General features: G+C 75.1%; 22 protein-coding genes. 6 read left to right on the top strand and 16 right to left on the bottom strand.

Annotated features, from left to right (window positions below):
* The first annotated feature begins 120 nt into the window (after positions 1-120).
* Together ACFYZY_RS18885 and ACFYZY_RS18880 are read left to right on the top strand one after the other, a co-directional pair.
* A complete protein-coding gene (locus ACFYZY_RS18885) occupies positions 121-519 on the top strand; it encodes a DUF5997 family protein (RefSeq protein ID WP_388695240.1) in 399 nt (132 codons plus the stop codon).
* A gap of 104 nt (positions 520-623) precedes the next feature.
* A complete protein-coding gene (locus ACFYZY_RS18880) occupies positions 624-1,124 on the top strand; it encodes an NUDIX hydrolase (RefSeq protein ID WP_388695239.1) in 501 nt (166 codons plus the stop codon).
* Between the two features lie 11 nt (positions 1,125-1,135).
* Here the strand turns inward: ACFYZY_RS18880 and ACFYZY_RS18875 are convergent, their stop codons facing one another.
* On the bottom strand, positions 1,136-1,822 hold the full coding sequence (locus tag ACFYZY_RS18875) for a formylglycine-generating enzyme family protein (RefSeq protein WP_388695237.1): 687 nt from the start codon (positions 1,820-1,822) through the stop codon (positions 1,136-1,138).
* Between the two features lie 103 nt (positions 1,823-1,925).
* Between ACFYZY_RS18875 and ACFYZY_RS18870 the strand changes: the two genes are divergently transcribed.
* Entirely contained in the window at positions 1,926-2,723 is a 798-nt protein-coding gene (locus ACFYZY_RS18870; RefSeq protein ID WP_388695234.1) for a VOC family protein, read from the top strand.
* An 18-nt stretch (positions 2,724-2,741) separates the two neighbouring features.
* On the opposite strand, the gene ACFYZY_RS18865 is transcribed toward ACFYZY_RS18870, so the two are convergent.
* From ACFYZY_RS18865 to ACFYZY_RS18820, 10 genes are all read right to left on the bottom strand, one after another.
* Positions 2,742-2,936: a hypothetical protein gene (locus ACFYZY_RS18865; protein WP_388695231.1), complete on the bottom strand. Its 195-nt coding sequence runs from the start codon at positions 2,934-2,936 to the stop codon at positions 2,742-2,744.
* A gap of 262 nt (positions 2,937-3,198) precedes the next feature.
* On the bottom strand, positions 3,199-3,870 hold the full coding sequence (locus tag ACFYZY_RS18860; RefSeq protein ID WP_388695229.1) for an ABC transporter ATP-binding protein: 672 nt from the start codon (positions 3,868-3,870) through the stop codon (positions 3,199-3,201).
* Complete coding sequence (locus ACFYZY_RS18855) at positions 3,863-4,891, bottom strand: ABC transporter ATP-binding protein (RefSeq protein ID WP_388695227.1); 1,029 nt, start codon at positions 4,889-4,891, stop codon at positions 3,863-3,865. Before ACFYZY_RS18855 ends, ACFYZY_RS18860 begins: the two co-directional genes overlap by 8 nt.
* Positions 4,888-5,724, bottom strand: a complete 837-nt coding sequence (locus ACFYZY_RS18850) for an ABC transporter permease (protein ID WP_388695224.1) — start codon at positions 5,722-5,724, stop codon at positions 4,888-4,890. Before ACFYZY_RS18850 ends, ACFYZY_RS18855 begins: the two co-directional genes overlap by 4 nt.
* The gene (locus ACFYZY_RS18845) at positions 5,717-6,709 is read right to left on the bottom strand and encodes an ABC transporter permease (RefSeq protein ID WP_388695222.1); all 993 of its coding nucleotides are present in this window, start codon (positions 6,707-6,709) and stop codon (positions 5,717-5,719) included. Before ACFYZY_RS18845 ends, ACFYZY_RS18850 begins: the two co-directional genes overlap by 8 nt.
* Entirely contained in the window at positions 6,706-8,322 is a 1,617-nt protein-coding gene (locus tag ACFYZY_RS18840) for an ABC transporter substrate-binding protein (RefSeq protein ID WP_388695219.1), read from the bottom strand. The genes ACFYZY_RS18845 and ACFYZY_RS18840 overlap by 4 nt, the downstream gene beginning before the upstream one ends.
* Positions 8,323-8,504: 182 nt before the next feature.
* Positions 8,505-9,593, bottom strand: coding sequence for an acyl-CoA dehydrogenase family protein (locus tag ACFYZY_RS18835; RefSeq protein WP_388695217.1), 1,089 nt, complete (start codon positions 9,591-9,593; stop codon positions 8,505-8,507).
* Positions 9,590-10,795 carry an acyl-CoA dehydrogenase family protein gene (locus ACFYZY_RS18830; RefSeq protein ID WP_388695214.1) on the bottom strand — a complete coding sequence of 402 codons (1,206 nt, stop codon included), beginning with the start codon at positions 10,793-10,795 and terminating at the stop codon, positions 9,590-9,592. The genes ACFYZY_RS18835 and ACFYZY_RS18830 overlap by 4 nt, the downstream gene beginning before the upstream one ends.
* Entirely contained in the window at positions 10,792-11,760 is a 969-nt protein-coding gene (locus ACFYZY_RS18825; RefSeq protein ID WP_388695211.1) for an NADPH:quinone oxidoreductase family protein, read from the bottom strand. The genes ACFYZY_RS18830 and ACFYZY_RS18825 overlap by 4 nt, the downstream gene beginning before the upstream one ends.
* A gap of 37 nt (positions 11,761-11,797) precedes the next feature.
* Entirely contained in the window at positions 11,798-12,415 is a 618-nt protein-coding gene (locus ACFYZY_RS18820) for a helix-turn-helix domain-containing protein (protein WP_388695209.1), read from the bottom strand.
* A 68-nt stretch (positions 12,416-12,483) separates the two neighbouring features.
* Here ACFYZY_RS18820 and ACFYZY_RS18815 point away from each other — a divergent pair, with 68 nt between their 5' ends.
* Positions 12,484-13,449 (top strand): NAD(P)/FAD-dependent oxidoreductase, encoded by a 966-nt coding sequence (locus ACFYZY_RS18815; protein WP_388695207.1) that lies wholly within the window; start codon positions 12,484-12,486, stop codon positions 13,447-13,449.
* Between the two features lie 11 nt (positions 13,450-13,460).
* On the opposite strand, the gene ACFYZY_RS18810 is transcribed toward ACFYZY_RS18815, so the two are convergent.
* The 4 genes from ACFYZY_RS18810 to nadE form a co-directional block, all read right to left on the bottom strand.
* A complete protein-coding gene (locus ACFYZY_RS18810; RefSeq protein WP_388695206.1) occupies positions 13,461-14,213 on the bottom strand; it encodes a PIG-L deacetylase family protein in 753 nt (250 codons plus the stop codon).
* Positions 14,210-15,142 (bottom strand): SIS domain-containing protein, encoded by a 933-nt coding sequence (locus ACFYZY_RS18805; RefSeq protein ID WP_388695204.1) that lies wholly within the window; start codon positions 15,140-15,142, stop codon positions 14,210-14,212. Before ACFYZY_RS18805 ends, ACFYZY_RS18810 begins: the two co-directional genes overlap by 4 nt.
* 237 nt (positions 15,143-15,379) lie before the next feature.
* Positions 15,380-16,474, bottom strand: a complete 1,095-nt coding sequence (locus tag ACFYZY_RS18800) for a glycoside hydrolase family 5 protein (RefSeq protein WP_388695201.1) — start codon at positions 16,472-16,474, stop codon at positions 15,380-15,382.
* 602 nt (positions 16,475-17,076) lie between these two features.
* Positions 17,077-17,907, bottom strand: a complete 831-nt coding sequence (gene nadE / locus ACFYZY_RS18795; protein ID WP_388695199.1) for an ammonia-dependent NAD(+) synthetase — start codon at positions 17,905-17,907, stop codon at positions 17,077-17,079.
* 476 nt (positions 17,908-18,383) lie between these two features.
* Here nadE and ACFYZY_RS18790 point away from each other — a divergent pair, with 476 nt between their 5' ends.
* Together ACFYZY_RS18790 and ACFYZY_RS18785 are read left to right on the top strand one after the other, a co-directional pair.
* The gene (locus tag ACFYZY_RS18790) at positions 18,384-18,842 is read left to right on the top strand and encodes a Crp/Fnr family transcriptional regulator (protein ID WP_388695196.1); all 459 of its coding nucleotides are present in this window, start codon (positions 18,384-18,386) and stop codon (positions 18,840-18,842) included.
* An 83-nt stretch (positions 18,843-18,925) separates the two neighbouring features.
* A complete protein-coding gene (locus tag ACFYZY_RS18785; RefSeq protein ID WP_388695194.1) occupies positions 18,926-20,299 on the top strand; it encodes a carboxyl transferase domain-containing protein in 1,374 nt (457 codons plus the stop codon).
* A 79-nt stretch (positions 20,300-20,378) separates the two neighbouring features.
* Here the strand turns inward: ACFYZY_RS18785 and ACFYZY_RS18780 are convergent, their stop codons facing one another.
* Positions 20,379-20,702 (bottom strand): plasmid stabilization protein, encoded by a 324-nt coding sequence (locus ACFYZY_RS18780; RefSeq protein WP_388695191.1) that lies wholly within the window; start codon positions 20,700-20,702, stop codon positions 20,379-20,381.
* Positions 20,703-21,017: the final 315 nt, after the last annotated feature.

Genomic DNA, 21,017 nt, shown 5'->3' with positions numbered 1-21,017 from the left:
GGAATCCGGGGAACGGTCCGGGGAGGAGTCCGAGGGAGAAGCGTCCGAGCCTGTCACCCCGCCAGGTTACCGGTAGCCGCCGTGGTCGGAGGTCGGCCGCACGCTCGATACCCTGGACGCATGACGTCGCACCAGAACACCCAGACGATGAAGCCCGCGACCGCGGCGAAGAAGCTGGGTGTGTACCTCGAGGCCACACCCGCCGAGTTCCAGGAGGGTGTCGTCTCGCGCACCGAGCTGAACGAGCTCCAGGCCGATCCGCCCGCCTGGCTCCAGGAGCTGCGGAAGAACGGCCCGCACCCGCGCCCGGTGGTCGCGTCGAAGCTGGGCGTCTCCATCGCCGGCCTCGCGCGCGGCGGCATCACCGAGCCGCTCACCACGGCGCAGATCGACGCGCTCAAGGAGGAGTTCCCGGAGTGGCTGCGCAAGGAGCGCGCCATCCAGGCGGAGGTCCGCAAGGAGGCCCTCCGGATCAAGGAGCGCGACGAGGAGCGGGCGCGGCGCACGCAGGAGGACTGACCGTCTCCCCGCCCCGCCCTCTCCCCCGGTCCGCCGGGCGTGACGGGCGGGCGGCTCTCCTTCCGCCCCGGGGGGGGGCGGACGATCCCGGCAGAAGGAGCCCCATGACCACTGCGGAGCAGGCCGCGACGGCGGAGCGCAACGTCCGCCCGCCGGACGCCCGGGCCTCGCTCGGGGCCGGTGTCGTCGTGGTGGACGCGGACGGCCGCGTCCTCCTCGGCCTCCACCGCTCCGGGGTGTGGGAGCTGCCCGGCGGTCAGGTCGAGCCGGGCGAGTCCGTGGAGGACGCGGCGGTCCGCGAGCTGGCCGAGGAGACGGCGCTCGTCGCGGACGCCGCCGACGTGGAGGTCCTCGGGCTGATCCTGGACTCGGTCACCTCGGACCGGCTGACCCGCCTGACCGCGGCCACGGCCCTGCGCGCCTTCCGCGGGGTGCCGGCCGTGACCGAGCCCGACAAGATCGAGCGCTGGGAGTGGACGGACCCGGACCGGCTGCCGGAGGCGCTGTTCCTGCCCTCGGCGCAGGTGCTGCGGATGTGGCGGCCGGACCTGCCGATCCCCGGCGGCCCGTTCCACCGGTACGCCCTGGGCCGGCTGCCCGGCTGACGTCCGGCGGCTCAGCCCGGCAGGGTGCGGGCCACGCGGAAGCCGACGTCGTCGATGCGGAGGGCGGGGTGGCTGCGCCGGCGCACCGAGGCGCGGCAGCTCCAGTGCTCGTCGAACCAGCCGCCGCCGCGCAGCACCCGGTAGCCGCCGTAGACCTCGGGGTCGTACAGGTCCCAGCACCACTCCCAGACGTTGCCCAGCATGTCGTGGAAGCCCCAGGCGTTGGGGCGCCGGCCGCCCACCGCGCGGAGGCGTTCCCCGGAGTTCCCCCGGTGCCAGGCGATCTCGTCGAGCGGGCCGTACCGCGCCCCCGTGGTGCCGGCCCGGCAGGCGTACTCCCACTCGGCCTCGGTGGGCAGCCGGTAGCCGTCGGCGGTGCGGTCCCACGCGGTCCCGTCCGCACCCTCCCCGTCCCCGGCCCGCGTCCGGTAGGCGGGGGTGAGGCCCTCGCGGGCCGAAAGGGCGTCGCAGAAGCGGACCGCGTCACTCCAGGAGACTCCCTCCACGGGGAGCCGGTCGCCGTGCGCGGCGCCCGGCCGCTCCCCCGTGACCCGCTCGTACAGCTCCTGCGTGACGGGGGCGACGGCCAGGGCGTACGGCCCGACCTCCACCGTCCAGCTCCGCTCCGTGCGCCGGTCCGACAGGGTGACCCGCCCCCGCCGGACGGCGATCGTCCCGTCCCCCGCGACCGTCTCCATCCGTCCATGATCGCAGCTTTTCCGCGCCGCCGAGCGGGACGTGACGGCTCTGGCTAGCGTGGTTCCCAGGAAGCACGTCATCGACCGGAAAAGAGTCAGCGTCATGGCCTCACGACCCGAAGGCACGCCGGTCTGGACCGACGCCATGTTCACCGACGCCGAGGGCGCCGAGGCGTTCTACGGCGACGTGCTCGGCTGGACCTTCGCCGAGGCGTCCACGGAGTTCGGCGACTACACGCAGGCGTACAAGGACGGAAAGGCGGTCGCGGCCGTCGTGCCGCCGATGCCCGGCCAGGACACCCCGCCGCGGTCGGCCTGGTGTCTCTACCTCTCCTCGCCGGACGTCGCCGCCACGGCGGAGCGGATCAGGGAGGCGGGCGGCACCGTCCTGATGGAGCCGATGCGGGTCGGCGAGTTCGGCTCGATGTGCATCGCGCGGGACCCGTCGGGCGTCGTGTTCGGCGTCTGGCAGTCGGGGACGCACCGGGGCTTCGAGCGGGAGGGCGAGCCCGGCTCGTACATCTGGGCGGAGGTGTTCACCCGGGAGCCGGAGAAGGCGGACGCCTTCTTCCCGGCCGTCTTCGGCTACGGCTCGAAGAAGATGAAGGACGACCACGTGGACTACCGGGTCTTCGACCTGGGGGGCGGGCCGGTGCTCGGCCGGATGGTGATGCCGGCCGGGGACTTCCCGCCGGAGGTCCCCCCGTACGTCCAGGTCTACTTCGCCGTCGACGACTGCGACAGGGCCGTCGAGACGGCGGAGCGCCTGTCCGGACGGACGGTCTTCGGCCCGATGGACAGCCCGTTCGGCCGGTTCGCGGCGCTCCTGGACCCGCAGGGCGCCCCCTTCGCCGTGATCGACCCGGGGACCACGACGGGCGACATGCCCGGGATGGAGTGATCCGCCCGGTCCCGGAGGTCACGGCCTGAGGCCGGACACCACATCGGCGGTGGCGGCGACGCCGTCGTGGATGGTGGGCGCCATGCTGGTGCCGGCGAGGAAGAAGCCGAGCAGGGCGCAGACGATCGCGTGCGAGAGCTTGAGGCCGCCGTTCCGCAGGAAGATCACGGTCAGGATCAGCAGGAGCAGCACAACAGAAATGGAAACGGCCATCGCCTTCACGTCCCTCCGACGCCGCACCGGAATTGCGGCTTTCGGCGGACAGTGTGGCGGAATGAGCGTTCCGTCCGGGTGCGTGGCGGGGCGGCCATACGGGTGAGATCGGGGCGGGGCCCCGGATGGACGGACCGGACCGGCCCGCGCGACCGGGGCCTCCCCGGCACCCGGGCGGCGCACCGCGTCCGGGCCCGGAGCGGCGGGCCGAGCGGCGCGCGCCCGCCGGGGGGGGCCGGAGCCCCGGGCGGTCACGGGACGGTCAGGGGGTCTCCTCCGCGGGCAGGCAGTCCCGCCATTCCACCGTGCGGTCGCACCAGCGGTTCAGGAGGACGCGGTCGTGGCCCACGGCGAGGAGGCCCGCGCCGCTCTCCGCGCGGTACGCCTCGACGGCGGCGACCAGGGCCGCCGTGGTGGAGGCGTCGAGCATCGCGGTCATCTCGTCGCAGATCAGCCAGCGGGGGCGCAGGCTCAGGGCGCGGGCGAGGCAGGCGCGCTGGAGCTGGCCGTCGCTGACCTCGTGCGGGCGGCGCACCAGCAGGTCGGGGGTGAGGCCGACGGCGGGGGCGAGCGCGGCCAGGCGGTCGGGGGCCTCGGCGCGGCGGCCGGTGGCGCGCAGCGGTTCCACGACGAGGTCGGCGAGGGTGAGCCGGGGGTCGGCGGCGGTACGGGGCTGCTGGAAGACCACGCCGACGGCGGTGCGCAGCTCGCGCGGGGCGCGGTGGCGCCAGGTCCGCACCTCGGTGCCGTCGAGGACCAGACGGCCCGCTTCGGGGCGGTGCAGGAGGGCGGCCACCCGGGCGAGGGTGGACTTGCCGCAGCCGCTGGGGCCGAGGAGGCCCACCGACTCGCCCGGGGCGACGGTGAGGGAGGCGCCCCGGAAGACGGGGGCGCGGCGGTCGTATCCGGCGGTGACGGCGTCGAGTTCAAGCACGGGGGTGCTCCGGGTGGTGGCAGGCCACCCCGGCCACGGGCTCGGGGCGGATGGCGCAGAGGTCGGTGGCGCGGGGGCAGCGCGGGGCGAAGGCGCATCCCCCGGGCAGCGCGGAGAGTTCCGGGGGCATGCCGGGGACGGGGGTGAAGGCCCGGTCGGGCAGGGCGTCGAGGAGGCCCCGGGCGTAGGGGTGGCGGGGTCCGGCGGGGCCGAAGAAGCGGTGGGCGGGGGCGATCTCGACGATCCGGCCCGCGTACATGACGGCGACGCGGTCCGCGATCCGCTCGGCCGCGGCCAGGTCGTGGGTGATGAGGAGGAGGGCGCGGCCGTCGTCGGCGTGGCGGCGCAGTTCGTCCACGGTCCGGTCGACCAGGTCGCGGTCGAGGCCGGTGGTGGGCTCGTCGGCGAGCAGCAGCCGGGCGTCGCCGATGAGGGCGAGGGCCGTCGCGGCGCGCTGGGCGAGGCCGCCGGAGAGTTCGTGGGGGTACCGGTCGAGGTGGTCGGCGGGGAAGGCGGCCCGTCCGGCGGCGGCCTCGGCCGCCTCGCGCCGGTCGCGGCGGGAGGCGCCGGTGAGGGCCCGGACGGTCTCCTCCAGGTGGGACCGCACGGTGCGGACGGGGGTGAGGTGGGCGGCGGGGCTCTGCGGTACGAGGCCGACGCGGCGGCCCCGTACGGTGCGGGCGAGGGTCTTCTCCCCGGCGGCGAGCAGGTCGGTGCCGTCGCCGTCGCCGGGGTCCGCCAGCAGGGCCGTGCCGGAGGTCTCGGCGTTGCCCGGGAGCAGACCCAGGAGGGCGGAGGCGAGGACGGACTTGCCGCAGCCGCTCTCGCCGACGAGGGCGAGGCACTCCCCCGCCGCGAGGTCGAAGTCGGCGCCGGTGACGGCGGCGACGGTGCGGCCGCCGCGCAGCCGGAACCGGACCGTGAGGTCGCGGACGCCGAGGACGGCGTCCCCGGCCCGCTCGGCGGCGACGGCGTCGAGGGCGCGCAGGACCCGGCGGGCCGGGAGGTTCGGGGCGCTCACAGCATCAGCTCCGATCGGCGGCGCGGGTTGAGCCGGTCGCGCCACACGCCCGCGAGTCCGGCGATGGCGAGGGTCGGCACGATGAGGAGGAGGCCGGGGAAGAGGGTGGGCCACCAGGACCCGGCGAGGAGCGAGGAACGCGCGCTCTGCACCAGGTTGCCGAGGCTGGCCTGGTGGCTGGGGAGGCCGAGGCCGAGGAAGGAGAGGGCGGACTCGTGCCACATGGCGTGCGGGACCATCAGGACGGCGGCGAGGCCGGCCTGGGGCAGGACGGCGGGCAGCAGGTGCCGGACGGCGACGCGCCACCGGGAGGCGCCGCCCGAGACGGCGGCGTCCACGAAGGGCCGGGTGCGCAGGGAGAGGACCTCGGAACGCACGATCCGGGCGGTGGAGAGCCAGTGGGTGACGGCGACGGAGGCGATGACGGGCCAGACGCCGGGCCGGAAGAGGGCGACGACGAAGATGCCGAGGAGCAGGTGCGGCACGGAGGAGAAGGTGTCCACGAGCCGCATGAGGGCGCGGTCGGCCCAGCCGCCGAGCGCGCCGGCGGCGGCTCCCACGGCGGTGCCGATGACGGTGGCCACGAGCGCGGCGACCAGTCCGACGAGGAGCGAGACCCGCAGTCCGTAGACGCAGCGCAGGAGGAGGTCGCGGCCGAGGTCGTCGGTGCCGAAGGGGTGGCCCCAGGACGGCGGGAGGAGCTTGCGGGAGAGGTCGACGGCCTGCTCGTCGAGCTGGGCGAGCGGGGGCACGAGGAGGACGGCGAGGAGGACGGCCGCGACGGTGACGGCGGAGGTCCACCGCCGCAGGCGGTGGGTGCGCGGGTCAGCCATCGAAGCCCACCCTCGGGTCGGCCAGGCCGTACAGCAGGTCGGAGAGGAGGTTGCCGAGGAGGACGGCGGCGGTGGCGAGGACGGTGAGCGCCGCGAGCAGCGGGAAGTCCACGGAGGTGGCGGCCGTGACGGTGGCGGCCGCGATGCCGGGCCAGCTGAAGACGGTCTCCACGAGCAGGGCTCCGGTGATCAGTTCGGGGACGCGGGAGCCGACGAGGGTGAGCACGGGAAGCATTCCGGAACGGAGGGCGTGGCCGGTGAGGACGGTGCGCTCGCGCAGGCCGCGGGCGCGGGCGCCGCGCACGGGGTCCTCTTCGAGGGCGTCGCCGACGCCCTGGCGGACGTACAGGAAGAACCAGGGGAGCTGGGAGGTCCCGAGGACGAGGGCGGGCAGGACGAGGTGGTGGGCGACCTGGCCGGGGGTGACGGTGTCGCTGGCGGTGTCGGTGAGTCCGCCGGCGGGCAGGACGCCCAGCTCCAGGGCGAAGAACCAGATGGCGAGGAGGCCGAGCCAGAAGGCGGGGGCGGCCTCCAGGGTGTACGCGGCGGAGCTGACCGCCCGGTCGAGGAGGCCGCCGCGGCGGCGTCCAGCGAGGACGCCCAGGAGGGTGCCGAGGGCGACGGCCACGGCGAAGGCGGTGGCGGCGAGGAGGACGGACCAGCCGAGGCGTTCGGTGATGACCTCCGCGACGGGGCGCCGCATGACGGCGGAGTCGCCGAGGTCGCCGGTGAGCGCGGAGGTGAGCCACTCCCACCAGCGGGAGAGGAGGGGGCGGTCGGCGCCGAGGTTGGCGCGGAGCTGGTCGAGGTTCTCCTGCGAGGCGGTGAGTCCGGCGGTGCCGGCGTACGCCTTGACGGGGTCGAAGGGGGACGCCTCCGCGACGGCGAACACCGCGAAGGTGACGGCGAGGAGGACGGGGACGGCGGCCAGGGCGCGCCGTCCCGTCATCCGCGCCATGGCGCCCCAGGGCAGGCGGCGCTTCACTTCTTCGCCGCTCCGGTGCTCCGGGGCGTCCAGGTCTCGACGTTCCACCAGGGACCGGCGGCGAGGCCGTGGTCGTGGGGCTCGGTCTGGGTGCTCGGGCCGTCCCAGGAGTCGTTCAGGACGTAGAGGTGGTCGATGTGGGTGAGGAAGGTGTAGCCGGGGTTCTTCACCAGTTCGCGCTGGACGGTGTCGTACGCGGCGCGGCGTCCGGCGGGGTCGTCGGTGCGGCGGCCGTCCTCCAGGGCGCGGTCGACGGCCTTGTTGTCGTACCAGGCCATGTTGTTGAAGCCGTCGCCGGCGAGGGAGGACTTCAGGAGGAGGTACTGGTCGAAGTCGGGGTCGCCGGGCGAGCCGCCGCCGGCGAGGACGGCGTCGGTCTTCATCCGGGGCTCGATGACCTCCCAGGTACCGGCCTGGGTCGTGACGTCGATGCCGGCCTTCTTGGCGTCGGAGGCGTAGGCGAGGGCGTGGTCCTGGCGGAGCTTGTCGCCGGAGAGGTACCAGAGCGGGAAGGCGGCGCGGACGCCGTTCCTGACGCGGACGCCGTCGGGGCCGGGCTTCCAGCCGGCCTCGTCGAGGATCTTCCGCGCTCCGGCGAGGTCGTGGCGGCGCTCGGTCCCCCGGGCGAACCAGGGGCTGTCGGTGGGGACGGGTCCGTAGGCGGGCTTTCCGGCGCCTTCGAGGATCTTGTCGACCATGGCCCGCCGGTCGACGGCGATGTCGAGGGCGCGGCGGACGGCGGTGTCGCCGGTCACGGGGTTGTGGGTGGGGAGGGTGACCGTGCGGTAGTCGTAGGTCTTCGCCGTCCAGGTCTTCTTGGTCCTGTCGGTCGCGAAGCCGGCGGCGAGGTTGGGCGGCAGGACGGCCCCGTCGAGGTCGCCGGCGCGCAGCCGGGTGGCGCGGACGTCGTCGTCCTTGATGATCGCCATGGTGAACTTCTTGATCTTCGGCGCGCCGTTCCAGTAGGCCGGGTTGGCCTTGAAGCTCAGCTTCTCGCCCTTGGACCAGTCGGTGAGGACGTACGGGCCGGTGCCGATCGGCCTGGTGGTGAAGGGGCCGGTGTTGACGTCCTGCTTCGCGGCGACGTGCTCGGGGGCGATGGCGTGGACGGTGCGCCGGGCGAAGGGCGCGTAGGGGTACTTGAGCCGGAAGACGACGGTGTCGTCGCCGACCGCCTCGACGCTCCTGAGCGCGTCGAGTTCGGTGCGGGAGGGGTTGTTCGTCCTCGGGTCGAGGATCGTCCGGTACGTGAAGACGACGTCCTTCGCGGTGAAGGGGGCCCCGTCGCTGAAGGTGACGCCCTTGCGGAGGGCGTAGGTGTAGGTGAGGCCGCCGTCGCTGACGCGGGGCAGCGCGCGGGCGAGGGCCGGCCTGAGCTTCATGTCCGCGTCGAAGGCGAGGAGGCCGTCGAATATCTTCGCGTTGCCGTCCTTGCCGTAGCCGAGGAGGGGGCTGAGGCTGTCGGGTTCGTAGGCGATGCCGACGACCGCGGAATCCTTGGGCCCGCCGGCGCCGTCGGCGGTGGAGCCGGGGTTCGAGCAGGCCGCGGCGGTGAGGGCGAGGGAGCCCGCCAGTACCGTGGCCGCCGCGTTGCGGGTGGATCGGGCGGTCATCGTGTCCGTACCCCTTTTGAAGATCAACTGCTTTTGCCAACAGCTCGCAATTAAACAGCACGCATAAGGGGTGCGGACAGACGGGCCCCTTACCTGAGGGGCGGGTGGGGCGCGCGGGGCCCGTGGGGCCCGTACAGGTGGGTCCCGCGGGCGGGGGCGTGCGGACGTTCCGCGCGGGCTCCCTACACGGGCGCCGGAAGGTCCGCCAGGGCGGCGATCGCGTCCTGGTGGCGGCCCGCCGCGCCGAACGCGGCCCGGTCGGACACGGCCCGCTTCAGCGCCAGGTGGGCGGGGTGCTCCCAGGTCATCCCGATCCCGCCGTGGAGCTGGACGCACTCCTCGGCCGCGCGGACGGCGACCCCGGAGCAGTACGCCTGGGCGACGGCCACGGTGAGCGGGGCGTCCGGACGGCCCGCGGCGAGGGCGTCCGCGGCGGCGCGGGCCGCCGCCCTGGCCCCCACGACGTCCAGCCAGAGCCGGGCCATGCGGTGCTTCAGCGCCTGGAAGGAGCCGACGGGCCGGTTGAACTGGTGGCGCTCGCGGGTGTACCGCACGGTCTCCTCCAGGCACCGTTCGGCGAGCCCGAGCTGTTCGGAGGCCAGCAGTCCGGCGCCCGCGAGCAGTCCGCGCCCGACGGCCGCGCGGGACGCCCCGGGACCGGCGAGCCGGGTGCCGGTGCCGGGCTCCGTGGTGACCCGGGCGAGCGGGCGGGTGAGGTCGAGCGGGGTCCGCGGCTCGACCGCCGCCTCGTCGGCGGGCACGGCATACAGGCCGTCGGGACGCGGGACCAGGAAGACGTCGGCCGCGACGGCGTCGGCGACGGCGGACACGGAGGGGCCGGGCGGCGGGGCCGGGTCGTACGGCGCGGTCGTCAGGGGCACGGCGGGGACCGCGACCGTGCGGCCGCTCGCGACGGAGGCGAGGAGTCCGGCCGCCGGGTCGCTCTCCTCCGCGAGCGCGAGCAGGATCTCGGCGGCCGTCACCGCGCTCGTGAGGTAGGGGACGGGGGTGACCGCGCGGCCCAGTTCCTCCAGGACCACGGCGGCCTCGCGGTGGCTCGCGCCCTGGCCGCCGAGCCCCTCGGGGACGAGGAGGCCCGCGGCGCCGATGCCGGTCGCCAAGGACGTCCAGAGACCGGGGACGTACGGGTCGTCCGTCTCGATCCGGCCGAGCAGGACCGCGTGGCCGGCCCGGTCGGCGAGCAGGGCGCGGACGGCCGCGCGCAGGTCGTCCTCGGTCTCGGAGTAGAGGAGGTCGGTCCGGTCCGTCATCGCGCGAGGTCCTTCCACGGAACGTCCTTGTCGTCGCGGGGCTCCGGGGGCAGGCCGAGGACCCGCTCGGCCACGATGTTGAGGAGCACCTCGCTGGTGCCGCCCTCGATCGAGTTGCCCCTGGACCGCAGATAGCGGTAGCCGGCGTCGCGGCCGGTGAAGTCGACGAGGTCGGGGCGGCGCATGGTCCACTCCCCGTACAGCAGCCCCCCCTCGCCGAGGAGTTCGACCTCCAGGCCGCTGATGGCCTGGTTGAGCCGGGCGAAGGCGAGCTTCGTCGCGCTGCCCTCGGGGCCCGGCTCGCCGGCGACGAGCTGCTGGCGGAGGCGTTCGCCCGTGAGCCGGGCCACCTCGGCCTCCACCCAGAGGTCGAGGAGGCGCCGGTGCAGGTCGTGGGTGCGCAGTTCGGGGCGTTCGCGCCAGGTGGCGGCGGCCTTCCCGATCATGCCGCCCTCGCGGGGGACGCGGGCCCCGCCGATGGAGACGCGTTCGTTCATGAGGGTGGTCCGCGCGACCCGCCAGCCGTCCCCGACCTCGCCGAGGCGGTGGGCGTCGGGGATGCGGACGCCGGTGAGGAAGACCTCGTTGAACTCGGCCTCGCCGGTGATCTGGCGCAGCGGCCTGACCTCCACGCCGGGGTCGGTCATGTCGCAGACGAAGTAGGTGATGCCCCGGTGCTTGGGCGCGTCCGGGTCGGTGCGGGCGATGAGGATGGCCCAGCGGGCGACATGGGCACTGGAGGTCCACACCTTCTGTCCGTCGATCACCCAGTCTCCCCCGGCGTCCCGGACGGCCCGGGTGCCGAGGGCGGCGAGGTCGGAGCCGGCGCCGGGTTCGCTGAAGAGCTGGCACCACACCTCCTCGCCGACCCACAGCGGCCTGAGGAAGCGGCGTTTGACCTCCTCGGAGCCGTACGCCAGGAGGGTGGGGGCGGCCATGCCGAGGCCGATGCCGATGCGGCGCGGGTCGTTGTCGGGCGCGCCCGCGGCGGCGAGTTCGGCGTCCACGACGGTCTGGAGGGCGCGGGGCGCGCCGAGTCCGCCGAGGCCCACGGGGCAGTGCACCCAGGCGAGTCCGGCGTCGAAGCGGGCGCGCAGGAAGTCGGTTCGGCCGGTGGTGGCGGGCGGGTGCTCGTCGAGGAGCTTCCGGGTGAGCGCGCGGAGTGCGACGGCGCCGGGCGGGGCCGGGTCCGGGCCGGTCACGCGCGGGCCCCTTCCGGGAGGACGACCAGGCGGCCGGTGGTGGTGCCGTCGGCGACGCGCTGGACGGCGTCGGCGGCGCCCGCGAAGGGGACGCGCTCCCCGACGAGCGGCTTGATCAGGCCCTTGGCGGCGTAGGCGGTGAGGGTCTCGTGGCAGCGGCCGACCGAGGCGGGGTCCTTCGCCGCGTACAGGCCCCAGTGGAGGCCGAGGACGGAGTAGTTCTTCACCAGGGCGTGGTTGAGGGCGGGCTCGGGGACGGTGCCGCTCGCGAAGCCGACGACCACGATCCGGCCCTCGAAGGCGACGCACTTCGCGGACTGCCGGTAGGCGTCGCCGCCGACGGGGTCGTAGATCACGTCGGCGCCCCGGCCGCCGGTCGCGGCCCTGACGGCGGCGACGACGTCCTCGGAGCGCCGGTCGATCACCACGTCGCAGCCGAGGGCGCGGGCGACGGCGGCCTTCGCGGGTCCGCCGACGACGCCGATGACGGTGGCGCCGGCCGCCTTGCCGAGCTGGACGGCCGCGCTGCCGACGCCACCCGCCGCCGCGTGGACGAGGAGGGTCTCGCCCTCCTCCAGGGCGGCGCGGCGGTGCAGGCCGAACCAGCCGGTCTGGTAGCCGATGTGGAGCGCGGCGGCCTCGGCGTCGTCGAGCGACTCGGGGGCGGGGAGCAGCCCGGCGGCGTCGGCGAGGGCGTACTCCGCGAAGCCGCCGTGCGGGAGGGCGACGGTGGTGACGACCCTGCGCCCGTCCCCGGTCTCGGCGCAGACCTCCACGCCGGGGGTGAAGGGCAGCGGGGGGCGCACCTGGTAATGGCCCCGGCAGAGCAGCGCGTCGGGGAAGTTGACGTTCGCGGCGCGGACCCTCAGGAGGACCTGGCCGTCACCGGGCTCGGGCGGCTCCACTTCCTCGCGGCGCATCACCGCACCCGGTTCACCGTTCTCGTACACACGCCATGCCTGCATCCGGAAGCCTCCTCCGTACCGAGCGGTCGGCTGCATACTAAGCGGTCGCTTGCCCTGGGGGAACGGATCGGCCGGACTTCTTGGGCCGGGCCCTGACGTGCATGCGCTCCCCCTGCGGCCCGAACAGGCTCAGGAACTCCACCGGTCCGTCGGCGGTCGGCCCGAACCAGTGCGGGACGCGCGTGTCGAACTCGGCCGCCTCCCCCGCCCCCAGGACGACCTCCCGCCCGCCGAGGTGCAGCCGGAGTCTGCCGGAGAGCACGTACAGCCACTCGTACCCCTCGTGCACCCGGCCCTCCGGCTCCTCGTACGGCTTCTCCTGGATCACCTTGTACGCCTGGAGCCCGCCGGGCTGCCGGGTCAGCGGGTACATCGTGCGCCCGTGCCGCACGATCGGCCTGGCCCTGACCCGGGGGTCGCCCACGGGCGGCGCGCCGACCAGTTCGTCCAGCGGGACCTGGTGGGCGCGGGCGAGCGGCAGGAGCAGTTCGAGGCTGGGCCTGCGCTGCCCGGACTCCAGCCGGGAGAGGGTGCTCACGGAGATGCCGGTGGCGGCGGAGAGCTCGGCCAGGGTCACCCCCCGGTCGCGGCGGACCCGGCGGAGCCGGGGGCCCACCTCGTTCAGTACGGCGTCGATGCGGTCGTCTGCGGTCATGGGTCCAGTGTTGCAGGACCGGCAAGTTTTCTTGCACCGGAGGGGGCGCCCGGCCGAACCTCGGCCCCATGAACGCACACATGACGCAGCAGGACGAGCGGTACGACGTGGTGGTCGTCGGAGGCGGCGCGGCCGGGCTCAGCGCGGCCCTGGTCCTGGGCCGGTCGCGGCGGCGCACCCTGGTGGTCGACGCGGGCGAGCCCCGCAACGCCCCCACGGCCCACATGCGGGGCGTCCTCTCCAGGGACGGCATGAGCCCCGCCGCGTACCTGGCGGCGGGCCGGGAGGAGATCGCCGCGTACGGGGTGGAGTGGCGGTCCGGCCGGGTGACGGACGCGGAGCCGGACGGGCGGGACGGTTTCACCGTGTCGCTCGCGGACGGCACGGCCGTCGGCGCGCGGCGGCTCGTGGTGACGACCGGGCTCGTGGACGAGCTGCCGGAGATCGACGGGGTGGCCGGGCGCTGGGGCCGGGACGTGCTGCACTGCCCGTACTGCCACGGCTGGGAGGTCCGCGACCGCCCGTTCGGGGTCATCGCCCATCCGGCGATGCCGGCCCACCAGGCGCTGATGGTCTCCCGGTGGTCCCCGGACGTGACCCTCTTCCTGCACACCGCCGACGGGCTCTCCGCGCGGGACGCGGCGCTGCTCGACGCGGCGGGGGTGGAGGTCGTGGCCGGCGAGGTCGCCGGGCTCGCGGTGGAGGACGACCGGCTGACCGGGGTCCGGCTCGCCGACGGGCGGTTCGTGCCGCGCGAGGTGGTCTTCGTCGGGGCGACGCGCCTGGCGGCCCGGGACGATGTCCTGCGGCGGCTGGGGGCGGAGAGGAACGCCACGCCGTTCGGAGAGTTCGTCGCGGTGGACGGGACGGGACGGACGAGCGTGCCCGGCGTGTGGGCGGCGGGGAACGTGACGGGCCCGCAGGAGCAGGTGGTCAACGCGGTGAGCGGGGGCTACCGGGCGGGCGTCACGATCAACAACGAGCTGCTGTTCGGCGACCTGGAGGCGGCGGTGGCCGGCGCGGCGCCCGCCTGAGGCGGCCCCCGTCAGCGCGGGAACAGCTCGAAGGTCACGGCGGGACGGCCGCCGAAGCGCCCGGAGGCCCGGCCCGTCGTCTCGGCGAGGAAGGACCGGACGTACTCCTCGGGGTCCCGGTCCGTCAGCGCCTCGATGTAGGTCCGGTGGCAGAGGAGCGAGCGGACCGCGCGTTCGAGGCCCGGACCCGCGTCGACCGCGTGGGTCGGGGCGCTGGACGCGGCGACCGCGACCCAGCGGACGCCGTTCCACGGCTCCAGGCCCCGTTCCCGCAGTTCGGGGAAGATCCAGCGGTTGCCCGCGTCGCCCGCCGCGTCGAGGACGGCGCGGCCGACGGCCAGGTGGTCGGGGGTGTTCCAGGGGGCGCCGGGGCCGCCGCCCCAGGTGTCGCGGTGGTTGAGGGTGACGACCAGCTCCGGGCGGTGGCGGCGGATCGCGGCCGCGATGTCGCGGCGCAGCTCCGGTCCGTACGCGATCACGCCGTCGCGGTGGCCGAGGAACTCGACGGTGTCCACGCCGACGACGGCGGCGCTGTCGCGCTGCTCCCGTTCCCGCAGCGGGCCGCAGACGTCCGGGGCGAGGGTGTCGATGCCCGCCTCGCCGCGGGTGGCGAGGACGTAGACGACCTCCTTCCCGGCGTCGGTCCAGGCGGCGACGGCGGCCGCGCAGCCGTACTCCAGGTCGTCGGGGTGGGCGACGACGGCGAGCGCGCGCCGCCAGTCGCCGGGCATCTCGGCGAGGCCGATGGCGTCCGTTGCGGTCATGGGCGCAGGATACGGGCCGCCTCCGCGGCCACGGGGCGGGACGCACCGGCGAGGATCACCGAGCGCGAGACGTGCCGGGGCCGGTCGGGGTTGAGGCCGCGCCGGGCGGCGAGGGCGACCGCGAGCCGCTGGGCGCGGACGAGGGCGGCGACCGGGTCGATCGCGTCGGCGGCGAACAGGGCGCCGGTGGACTCCACTTCGTCGCGCAGTCCCGAGGGGGCGGGGCCGAGGCACCAGACGAGGCTGGTCCGGTCGCTGATGCTGATCGGTCCGTGGCGGTACTCCATCGCCGCGTACGACTCCGTCCAGGCGCGGGCCGCCTCGCGCAGCTTGAGGGCGGCGTCGTCGGCGAGGCCGACCGTCCAGCCGGTGCCGAGGAAGGTGAACTGGCCGCGCCGCTCCCAGAGGGCCGGCAGCCGTTCGTACAGGACGAGTTCGGCGTCCGCGATCGCGGGGGCGAGGTCCACGCCGAGCCCGGCGCGCAGGAGTTGCAGGGCGGTGGTGGCGAACCGGGTCTGCAGGAGGGAGCGTTCGCCGGCGAAGCCGAGGTCGAGGACCCGGTCGGCGAGCCGTCCCGCCGGGCTGTCGGGGGCGCCGGTGAGGACGAGGGTCGGGGCGCGGCCGGCGGCGCGGGCCAGCAGGTCCACGACCTCCGTGGTGGTGCCCGACCGGGTCAGGGCCACGATCCGGTCGTAGCCGCGCCCGAGCGGGGTCCCGTCGGAGGCGGGGAAGGCGTCGGTCTCGCCCGCGCCGAGGGACTCGCGCAGGGCGGCGTAGGCGCGGGCCATGAAGTAGGAGGTGCCGCAGCCGACGACCGCGACGCGTTCGCCCGGGGCCGGCAGCAGGCCGGCGTGGCGGTCGGCGGCCTCGGCGGCGCGGCGCCAGCAGTCGGGCTGCGCGGCGATCTCCGCGTCGGCGTGGGTGCTCATGTCCGGGTCCTCTCCTCACGGGGGCCCTCGGGGCCCCGGACCGAGTTCTACCGCCGCCCGCCGGGACGCGCCATGCGCGAGGGGCACACACCCCTTGGACTTTCGTGTCCGGCCCCCGGCGGTCCCGTCGACGGAGCGGTGCGCCCCCGCCGGGCGAGAACGCGGGACGGGGGCGCACCGGGCCGGCCGGCCGGGTGGGAACGGACCGGCCGGCCGGGTGGGTCGGGGGCGTACGGATCAGGAGGTCGGGAAGTCGTCCGCCGTCCTGATCCGGTCGCGGATCCAGGCGCCGGCGGGCTTGAGGGAGGCGGTGCCGGTCCAGGGGCCGCCCTTGTCGCAGGTGCCGGTCTTGAAGACCGCGCCGCTGCGCTCGTCGTCGGAGAAGTTCCAGTTGACCCAGCTGATCTTCTTGGACGCCATCAGGTCGAGGTACTTCTGCGTCATGGCGAAGTCGTTGCCGCCCTCACCGGCGTAGTTCTGGGTGCCGAACTCGGTGACGAAGACCGGCAGTTTGTCGGCGGCGCGGGAGAGGGTCTTCAGGTACTCGTCCCGGTGCGAGTACGCGTAGAAGTGGAAGGTGTACATGATGTTGGACGCGTTCACCGGCTTGGAGACGACCTCCGACTCGGTCGCGCCCTCCGAGACGCCGAACGAGGACCACGCGCGCGTGCCGACGAGGACCGGGGCCTCGGGGTCCTTGGCGCGGATGACGGGGATGATCTGCTCGGCGTAGCTCTTGATCCTGGACCAGGAGACACCGCTGGGCTCGTTGGCGATCTCGTACAGCAGGTTGGTCTTGCCGGCGTGGCGCTTGGCGATCTCGGTGAAGAAGGTCTTGGCGCGGGAGAGGTTGTGGTGCGGGTCGCCCGGGTCGAGCATGTGCCAGTCCACGATCACGTACATCCCGCGCGCGGTGGCCTGCTCGATGAGGGAGTGGGCGAGGTCGGTGTACTTGCGCGGGTCGGTCTCGTAGCCGTCCTCCTGGACGTACGTGGAGACGCGCAGGACGTCGGCCTTCCAGTCCTTGGCGAGGGCGTCGAGGGAGCCGCCCGTCAGACACTGGCTGTACCACTGGGTGCCGTGCGAGGACATGCCGCGCAGCTGGACCGGCTTGCCGTACCGGTTGCACAGCTTGGTGCCGCAGACCTTCAGCTGGCCGTTGATCGCGGCCGGGGTGGTGGCGGCGGCCCGGGAGGGCGAGGGGGCCGTGGGGGCGGGAGCGGCGTTCACGGCGGGCGGGGCGGCGGTGATGCCGAACAGCAGGGCGCCGAGGGCGGTGCCGACGACGCCGAAGCGGCGGGAGCGGAGTCGTACGGTTCGTGCGGAAGTCATGGGGTCTCCACGGAACGACGAACGAGGGGAGGGACACGAGAAGGCGCCTCCGAGATTGGAAGGAAACCTTCCTAACGGATGAATAGCAGGGCTCCGGACCGTCCCGCAAGGGTCATGACGGGAGACGCTGTTCAGCGGGCTGGAAATCGGCCCTGTGGGGGACGGCCCTGGCGTCGGTACGCCAAGGGCTCTCGTTCACGGGGGTGTCCGTCGTCGTCCCACGTGGGGCGGCACCGGGCGTCCGTCGGGATCGGCGGGGCCTGCGGGGCTGCGGGGCCTGCCGGGGCGCGGGATGGCCGTACGGCATCGGGCTCCGCGCCGCGTGCGGCGGCGGGCGGAGGGGGCCGGTCACGGGTCGCGCGAGGAGGGCGGGGCGGGAGCCGCGGGAGGGCCGACGCGGGCGGGAGCCCGGGGGTGGGCGGTGGGCCGGGAAGGGCGGCGGACCGGGAAAGAACGGCGGACCCGAGGAAGACAGCGGGCCGGGAAAGGACGACGGGCCCGAGGAAGGCAGCGGACCGGAAAAAGACGACGGGACCGGGAAAGGACGACGGGCCCGGGGAGGGGCGGGGGTCGGCCGACCCCCGCCCCTCCCCGGGCGCCGCTCAGGGAGCGATGGGCAGCTGCCGCTTGTGCTCGGTGAGTTCGTAACGGCGGACGATCGTGTCGAACGCCTCCCGGCCGATCGGCCTGCCCTCCAGGAAGTCGTCGATCTCGTCGTACGTGACGCCCAGCGCCTCCTCGTCGGGCTTGCCCGGGTCGAGGGTCTCCAGGTCGGCCGTGGGAACCTTCCGCACCAGCTCGTCCGGCGCGCCCAGCTCGGCCGCGACGGCGCGCACGCGCCGCTTGGTCAGACCGGTCAGCGGGACGACGTCGGCGGCGCCGTCGCCGAACTTGGTGAAGAAGCCGGAGACGGCCTCGGCCGCCTGGTCGGTGCCGACGACGAGGCCGTTGTGGGCACCGGCCACGGCGTACTGGACGATCATCCGCTGCCGGGCCTTGATGTTGCCCTGGACGAAGTCCCGGTGGTGATCGTCGCGGAAGGCCACGTCGGCGGCGACGCACGCCTCCAGGGCCGCGTCGCTCGCGGGCTTCACGTCCACGGTGAGGACCTTGTCGGGGCGGATGAAGTCGAGGGCGGCCTGCGCGTCCTTCTCGTCGGCCTGGGCGCCGTACGGCAGGCGCATCGCGTAGAAGGTGGCGTCGTGGCCCGCGGCGCGGGCACGTTCCACGGCGAGCTGGCAGAGCCGGCCGGCGGTGGTGGAGTCGACGCCTCCGCTGATGCCGAGCACCAGGGCCCGCAGTCCGTTGGAGGTGAGCTGCTCGGTGAGGAAGGCCACCCGGCGCTCGATCTCCGCCGCCGGGTCGAAGGACCCGGAGACCTGGAGGGTCCGGGCGATCTGCTGCTGGAGGTCGGTGGACACCGGGTCGGTCACGTGAAGTCTCCTCGTCGGGATCGGTCGGCGGCGCACCGGTGGGGCGCGCCCGGTTCGCCGTACGGGTCCGTGCGGGCTCGCACGGGTCGGCACGGCGGCTGTACAGGGGTCGACTCTACGCACCGGGACGCCGCCTCGCGCCGCCCGGTCCGTCCGCCCCTTCCCGGTCCGCCCCGCGGGGCGGACCGGGACGCGGTCACGGTGGCCGGTGCCGTACGCCGGACCCGTGGTCCCGGCTCTCCCGGCCCGGCGGCTTCAAACGTGCCGGGGACCCCGCGGGGCCCGGTCGGAGCCGTCCCCCGGGAGACGGGTGAGGGCGCGGAGGAGGAGCTCCTCGCGGGCCGGGCCGCCGATCGACCCGCGGACCGTTCCGGTGCGCTTCCCGGGCGGGCCCTCCCCGGGCCGGGGGAGATCTGCGCGCGGCGGCCGTCTGGCGGACACTGGGGGTGGGATCGAGTGTGCGAGGAGGGTCCGCCATGAGCAGTGCCGCGCCCAAGGTCGGCTCGCTGCCCCCGGAGCACCGGGAGCGCCTGATGGCCTTCGCCGAGGACGTGTCCTTCGAGGCCGGTCACCGGCTGTTCGAGGAACGGCAGCACGCCGACCGCTTCTGGATCGTGAAGACGGGCGCGGTGACGCTCGACGTGAGGGTGCCGGGGCGCGGGGCCCCGGTGATCGAGACCCTGCGCCACGGCGAACTGGTCGGCGTCTCCTGGATGTTCCCGCCGTACCTGTGCCAGTCCGGGGCGGAGGCGATGACGCCGGTGCGGGCGTTCGAGTTCGACGCCCCGGCCGTCCGCTCCCTGTGCCGCTCGGACGTGGAGTTCGGTGCCGCGGTCCTGTTCTGGATGGGGTCGGTCCTGGCGCACCGCCTCCAGGTGAACCGGGTCCGGCTCCTGGACCTGTACGCCCCGCACGGGAGCGGCGTCCTGGCCTGAGCGCGGCCGGGGCCGGGCGGTACGGTGGGGCGGCACCGCTGATCCACCCGTACGCACGCACCGGCGACCGGCTGTGAGGCATCGTGACCGACCCGACGACGGCACGCGGGGCGATCGCCCTCGCCACCGACGAATTCACCGAACTCCCCTTCTCCGAGGGGCCCCTGGCGGACGACGGACCGATCGGCTGGTCCGGGTACTCCGCCGCGCACGCCCGCGCCGCCGCCCGTACCGGCGAGACCGAGTCGGTGGTCTGCGGCACGGGCGCGGTGGGCGGGGTGCCGGCGGTCGTGATCTCCTTCGAGTTCCGGTTCCTCGGCGGCTCCCTGGGCGAGCGGACGGGGGCGCGGATCGCCGCGGCCCACGCCCTGGCGCGCGAGCGGCGGCTGCCCGTGGTCGTCCTCCCGGCCACCGGGGGCAGCCGGATGCACGAGGGCATGCGGGCCCTCCTCCAGCTCCAGCGCCTGGCCCGCGAGTCGGCGCTCACCCGGGCCGCCGGACTGCCGCAGGTCGCCGTCCTGCGCGATCCGACGACCGGCGGCGGCTGGGCCACGCTCGGCGCCGGTTCCGACGTCGTCCTCGCCCTGCCGGGCGCCCAGGTCGCCTTCGCCGGGTCCCGGGTGCGCCCGCCGGGCGCGGACCCGGCCGCGTACACCGCCGAGGCGCAGCTCGCCCACGGCCACGTGGACGCGATCGTGCCCCCGGAGGCGCTGCGCGCCACCCTGGGGCGCTGGCTCTCCCTGCTCACCCGCCCCGCCGAGGGCCCGGTCCCGCCGCCGTACGCGCTCGGGGACCCCGGTGCGGCGCCCTCCGCGAGCGGCCGGGAGGCCGTGGCGCGCGCCCGGCACCCCGGTCGGCCCCGGGCCGGCGCGTACCTCGACGCCCACTTCACGCTCCGCGAGGAGATCTCCGGCGACCGCTGCGGCGGGGTGGACCCGGGTGTGCGGTGCGGTTTCGGGCGGCTCCCCGACGGCCGCACCGCCGCCTACGCCGCGCAGTGCGGCACGGCGACCCGTCCGGCCGGCTTCCGCACCGCCGCCCGGCTCGTGCGGCTCGCCGGACGGCTGGGCATACCGGTCCTCACCCTCGTGGACACCCCGGGGGCCGCCAACGACCCGGCGGCGGAGCGCGAGGGCGCGGGGAGCGCGATCGCGGACCTGTTCGCCGCCGTCGCCTCCGCGCGCACCCCGCTGACCTCCCTGCTCGTCGGGGAGGGCGGATCGGGCGGCGCGCTGGCCCTCGCGGCCCCGGGGAACACCTGGACCACGCCGGACGCGTACTTCTCCGTCATCGCTCCCGAGGCCGCCGCGGCCATCCTCAAGCGCGCCCCCGAGGAGGCCGTCACGACCGCCGACCAGCTCCGGCTGCGGCCGGAGGACCTCGTGGACCTCGGCATCGCGCGCGGCATCGTGGAGGTCCGGCCCGCGCCTCCCGGGAGCGGCGGCGACGGGGCGTGAACGCGGTGCGCCGGGCCGGGCACGGGCGCGCGTACGGCCCGTGCCCGGCCCGGCGCGGGGCTTCTCCGGGCGGGGCGGGTCACTCCCCCAGGGCCCGCTTCAGCTCCGCCTTGTCCATGGACGAACGGCCGTGCACGTTGCGGCGCCTGGCCTCGGCGTAGAGCTGGTCGTAGGTCGGGCCCTGCGCGCCGCTGTGCGAGCGCTGTCCGCCCCGGCGCGACGAGGACATGTCCTGCGTCGAGCTCTTGCTCGCGGTCTTCGACTCACCCGCCCGGGCGCGTTCCTTGTTGACCGTGCGCGCGGCGATCTCCTCGGCCCGCTTCTCGCTCTCGCCCCGGTCCCGGGCGCTCTCCTTGATGTGCTCGTACTGCCGTTCCCGCTTGGGGCTCGATCCGCGCGGCATCGGTCACTCCTCTCGGTCCGGAAGGGTCCGTCCTGCTCCTGTTCGGCTTCCCCGGTAAATCGTGCCGAACCACCGGATAGCAGGCATCCTGGTCCAAGACGCTCGACCGACGGACCCGGGCCGTGTCCCCGTACGGAAGCGGCACGGGTCCCACGCATCGTCGAAGGAGTGCCATGTCCACCGTCAGAGTCCGAACGGTCACCACGGGCGACGCCCCGACGACTCCGGGGGCGGCGGTGCGTCGGGCGGCGCTGGGCGACCTGCCCGAGCTCACCCGCCCCACCACCATCTCCACCGACGACGCCCAACCCCTCT

The sequence above is a fragment of the Streptomyces sp. NPDC001744 genome, assembly GCF_042892575.1.
Lineage (GTDB): Bacteria > Actinomycetota > Actinomycetes > Streptomycetales > Streptomycetaceae > Streptomyces.
Note: the sequence above shows the minus strand (reverse complement) of the source record. Positions and strands in the feature narration are given on the sequence as shown.

What these genes read in the sequence shown, in the direction of transcription:
- ACFYZY_RS18885 (WP_388695240.1), top strand. Translation starts at nt 121, where the DNA reads ATGACGTCGCACCAGAACACCCAGACGATGAAGCCCGCGACCGCGGCG.
- ACFYZY_RS18880 (WP_388695239.1), top strand. Translation starts at nt 624, where the DNA reads ATGACCACTGCGGAGCAGGCCGCGACGGCGGAGCGCAACGTCCGCCCG.
- ACFYZY_RS18875 (WP_388695237.1), bottom strand. Translation starts at nt 1,822, where the DNA reads ATGGAGACGGTCGCGGGGGACGGGACGATCGCCGTCCGGCGGGGGCGG.
- ACFYZY_RS18870 (WP_388695234.1), top strand. Translation starts at nt 1,926, where the DNA reads ATGGCCTCACGACCCGAAGGCACGCCGGTCTGGACCGACGCCATGTTC.
- ACFYZY_RS18865 (WP_388695231.1), bottom strand. Translation starts at nt 2,936, where the DNA reads ATGGCCGTTTCCATTTCTGTTGTGCTGCTCCTGCTGATCCTGACCGTG.
- ACFYZY_RS18850 (WP_388695224.1), bottom strand. Translation starts at nt 5,724, where the DNA reads ATGGCTGACCCGCGCACCCACCGCCTGCGGCGGTGGACCTCCGCCGTC.
- ACFYZY_RS18840 (WP_388695219.1), bottom strand. Translation starts at nt 8,322, where the DNA reads ATGACCGCCCGATCCACCCGCAACGCGGCGGCCACGGTACTGGCGGGC.
- ACFYZY_RS18835 (WP_388695217.1), bottom strand. Translation starts at nt 9,593, where the DNA reads ATGACGGACCGGACCGACCTCCTCTACTCCGAGACCGAGGACGACCTG.
- ACFYZY_RS18825 (WP_388695211.1), bottom strand. Translation starts at nt 11,760, where the DNA reads ATGCAGGCATGGCGTGTGTACGAGAACGGTGAACCGGGTGCGGTGATG.
- ACFYZY_RS18820 (WP_388695209.1), bottom strand. Translation starts at nt 12,415, where the DNA reads ATGACCGCAGACGACCGCATCGACGCCGTACTGAACGAGGTGGGCCCC.
- ACFYZY_RS18815 (WP_388695207.1), top strand. Translation starts at nt 12,484, where the DNA reads ATGAACGCACACATGACGCAGCAGGACGAGCGGTACGACGTGGTGGTC.
- ACFYZY_RS18810 (WP_388695206.1), bottom strand. Translation starts at nt 14,213, where the DNA reads ATGACCGCAACGGACGCCATCGGCCTCGCCGAGATGCCCGGCGACTGG.
- ACFYZY_RS18805 (WP_388695204.1), bottom strand. Translation starts at nt 15,142, where the DNA reads ATGAGCACCCACGCCGACGCGGAGATCGCCGCGCAGCCCGACTGCTGG.
- ACFYZY_RS18800 (WP_388695201.1), bottom strand. Translation starts at nt 16,474, where the DNA reads ATGACTTCCGCACGAACCGTACGACTCCGCTCCCGCCGCTTCGGCGTC.
- ACFYZY_RS18790 (WP_388695196.1), top strand. Translation starts at nt 18,384, where the DNA reads ATGAGCAGTGCCGCGCCCAAGGTCGGCTCGCTGCCCCCGGAGCACCGG.
- ACFYZY_RS18780 (WP_388695191.1), bottom strand. Translation starts at nt 20,702, where the DNA reads ATGCCGCGCGGATCGAGCCCCAAGCGGGAACGGCAGTACGAGCACATC.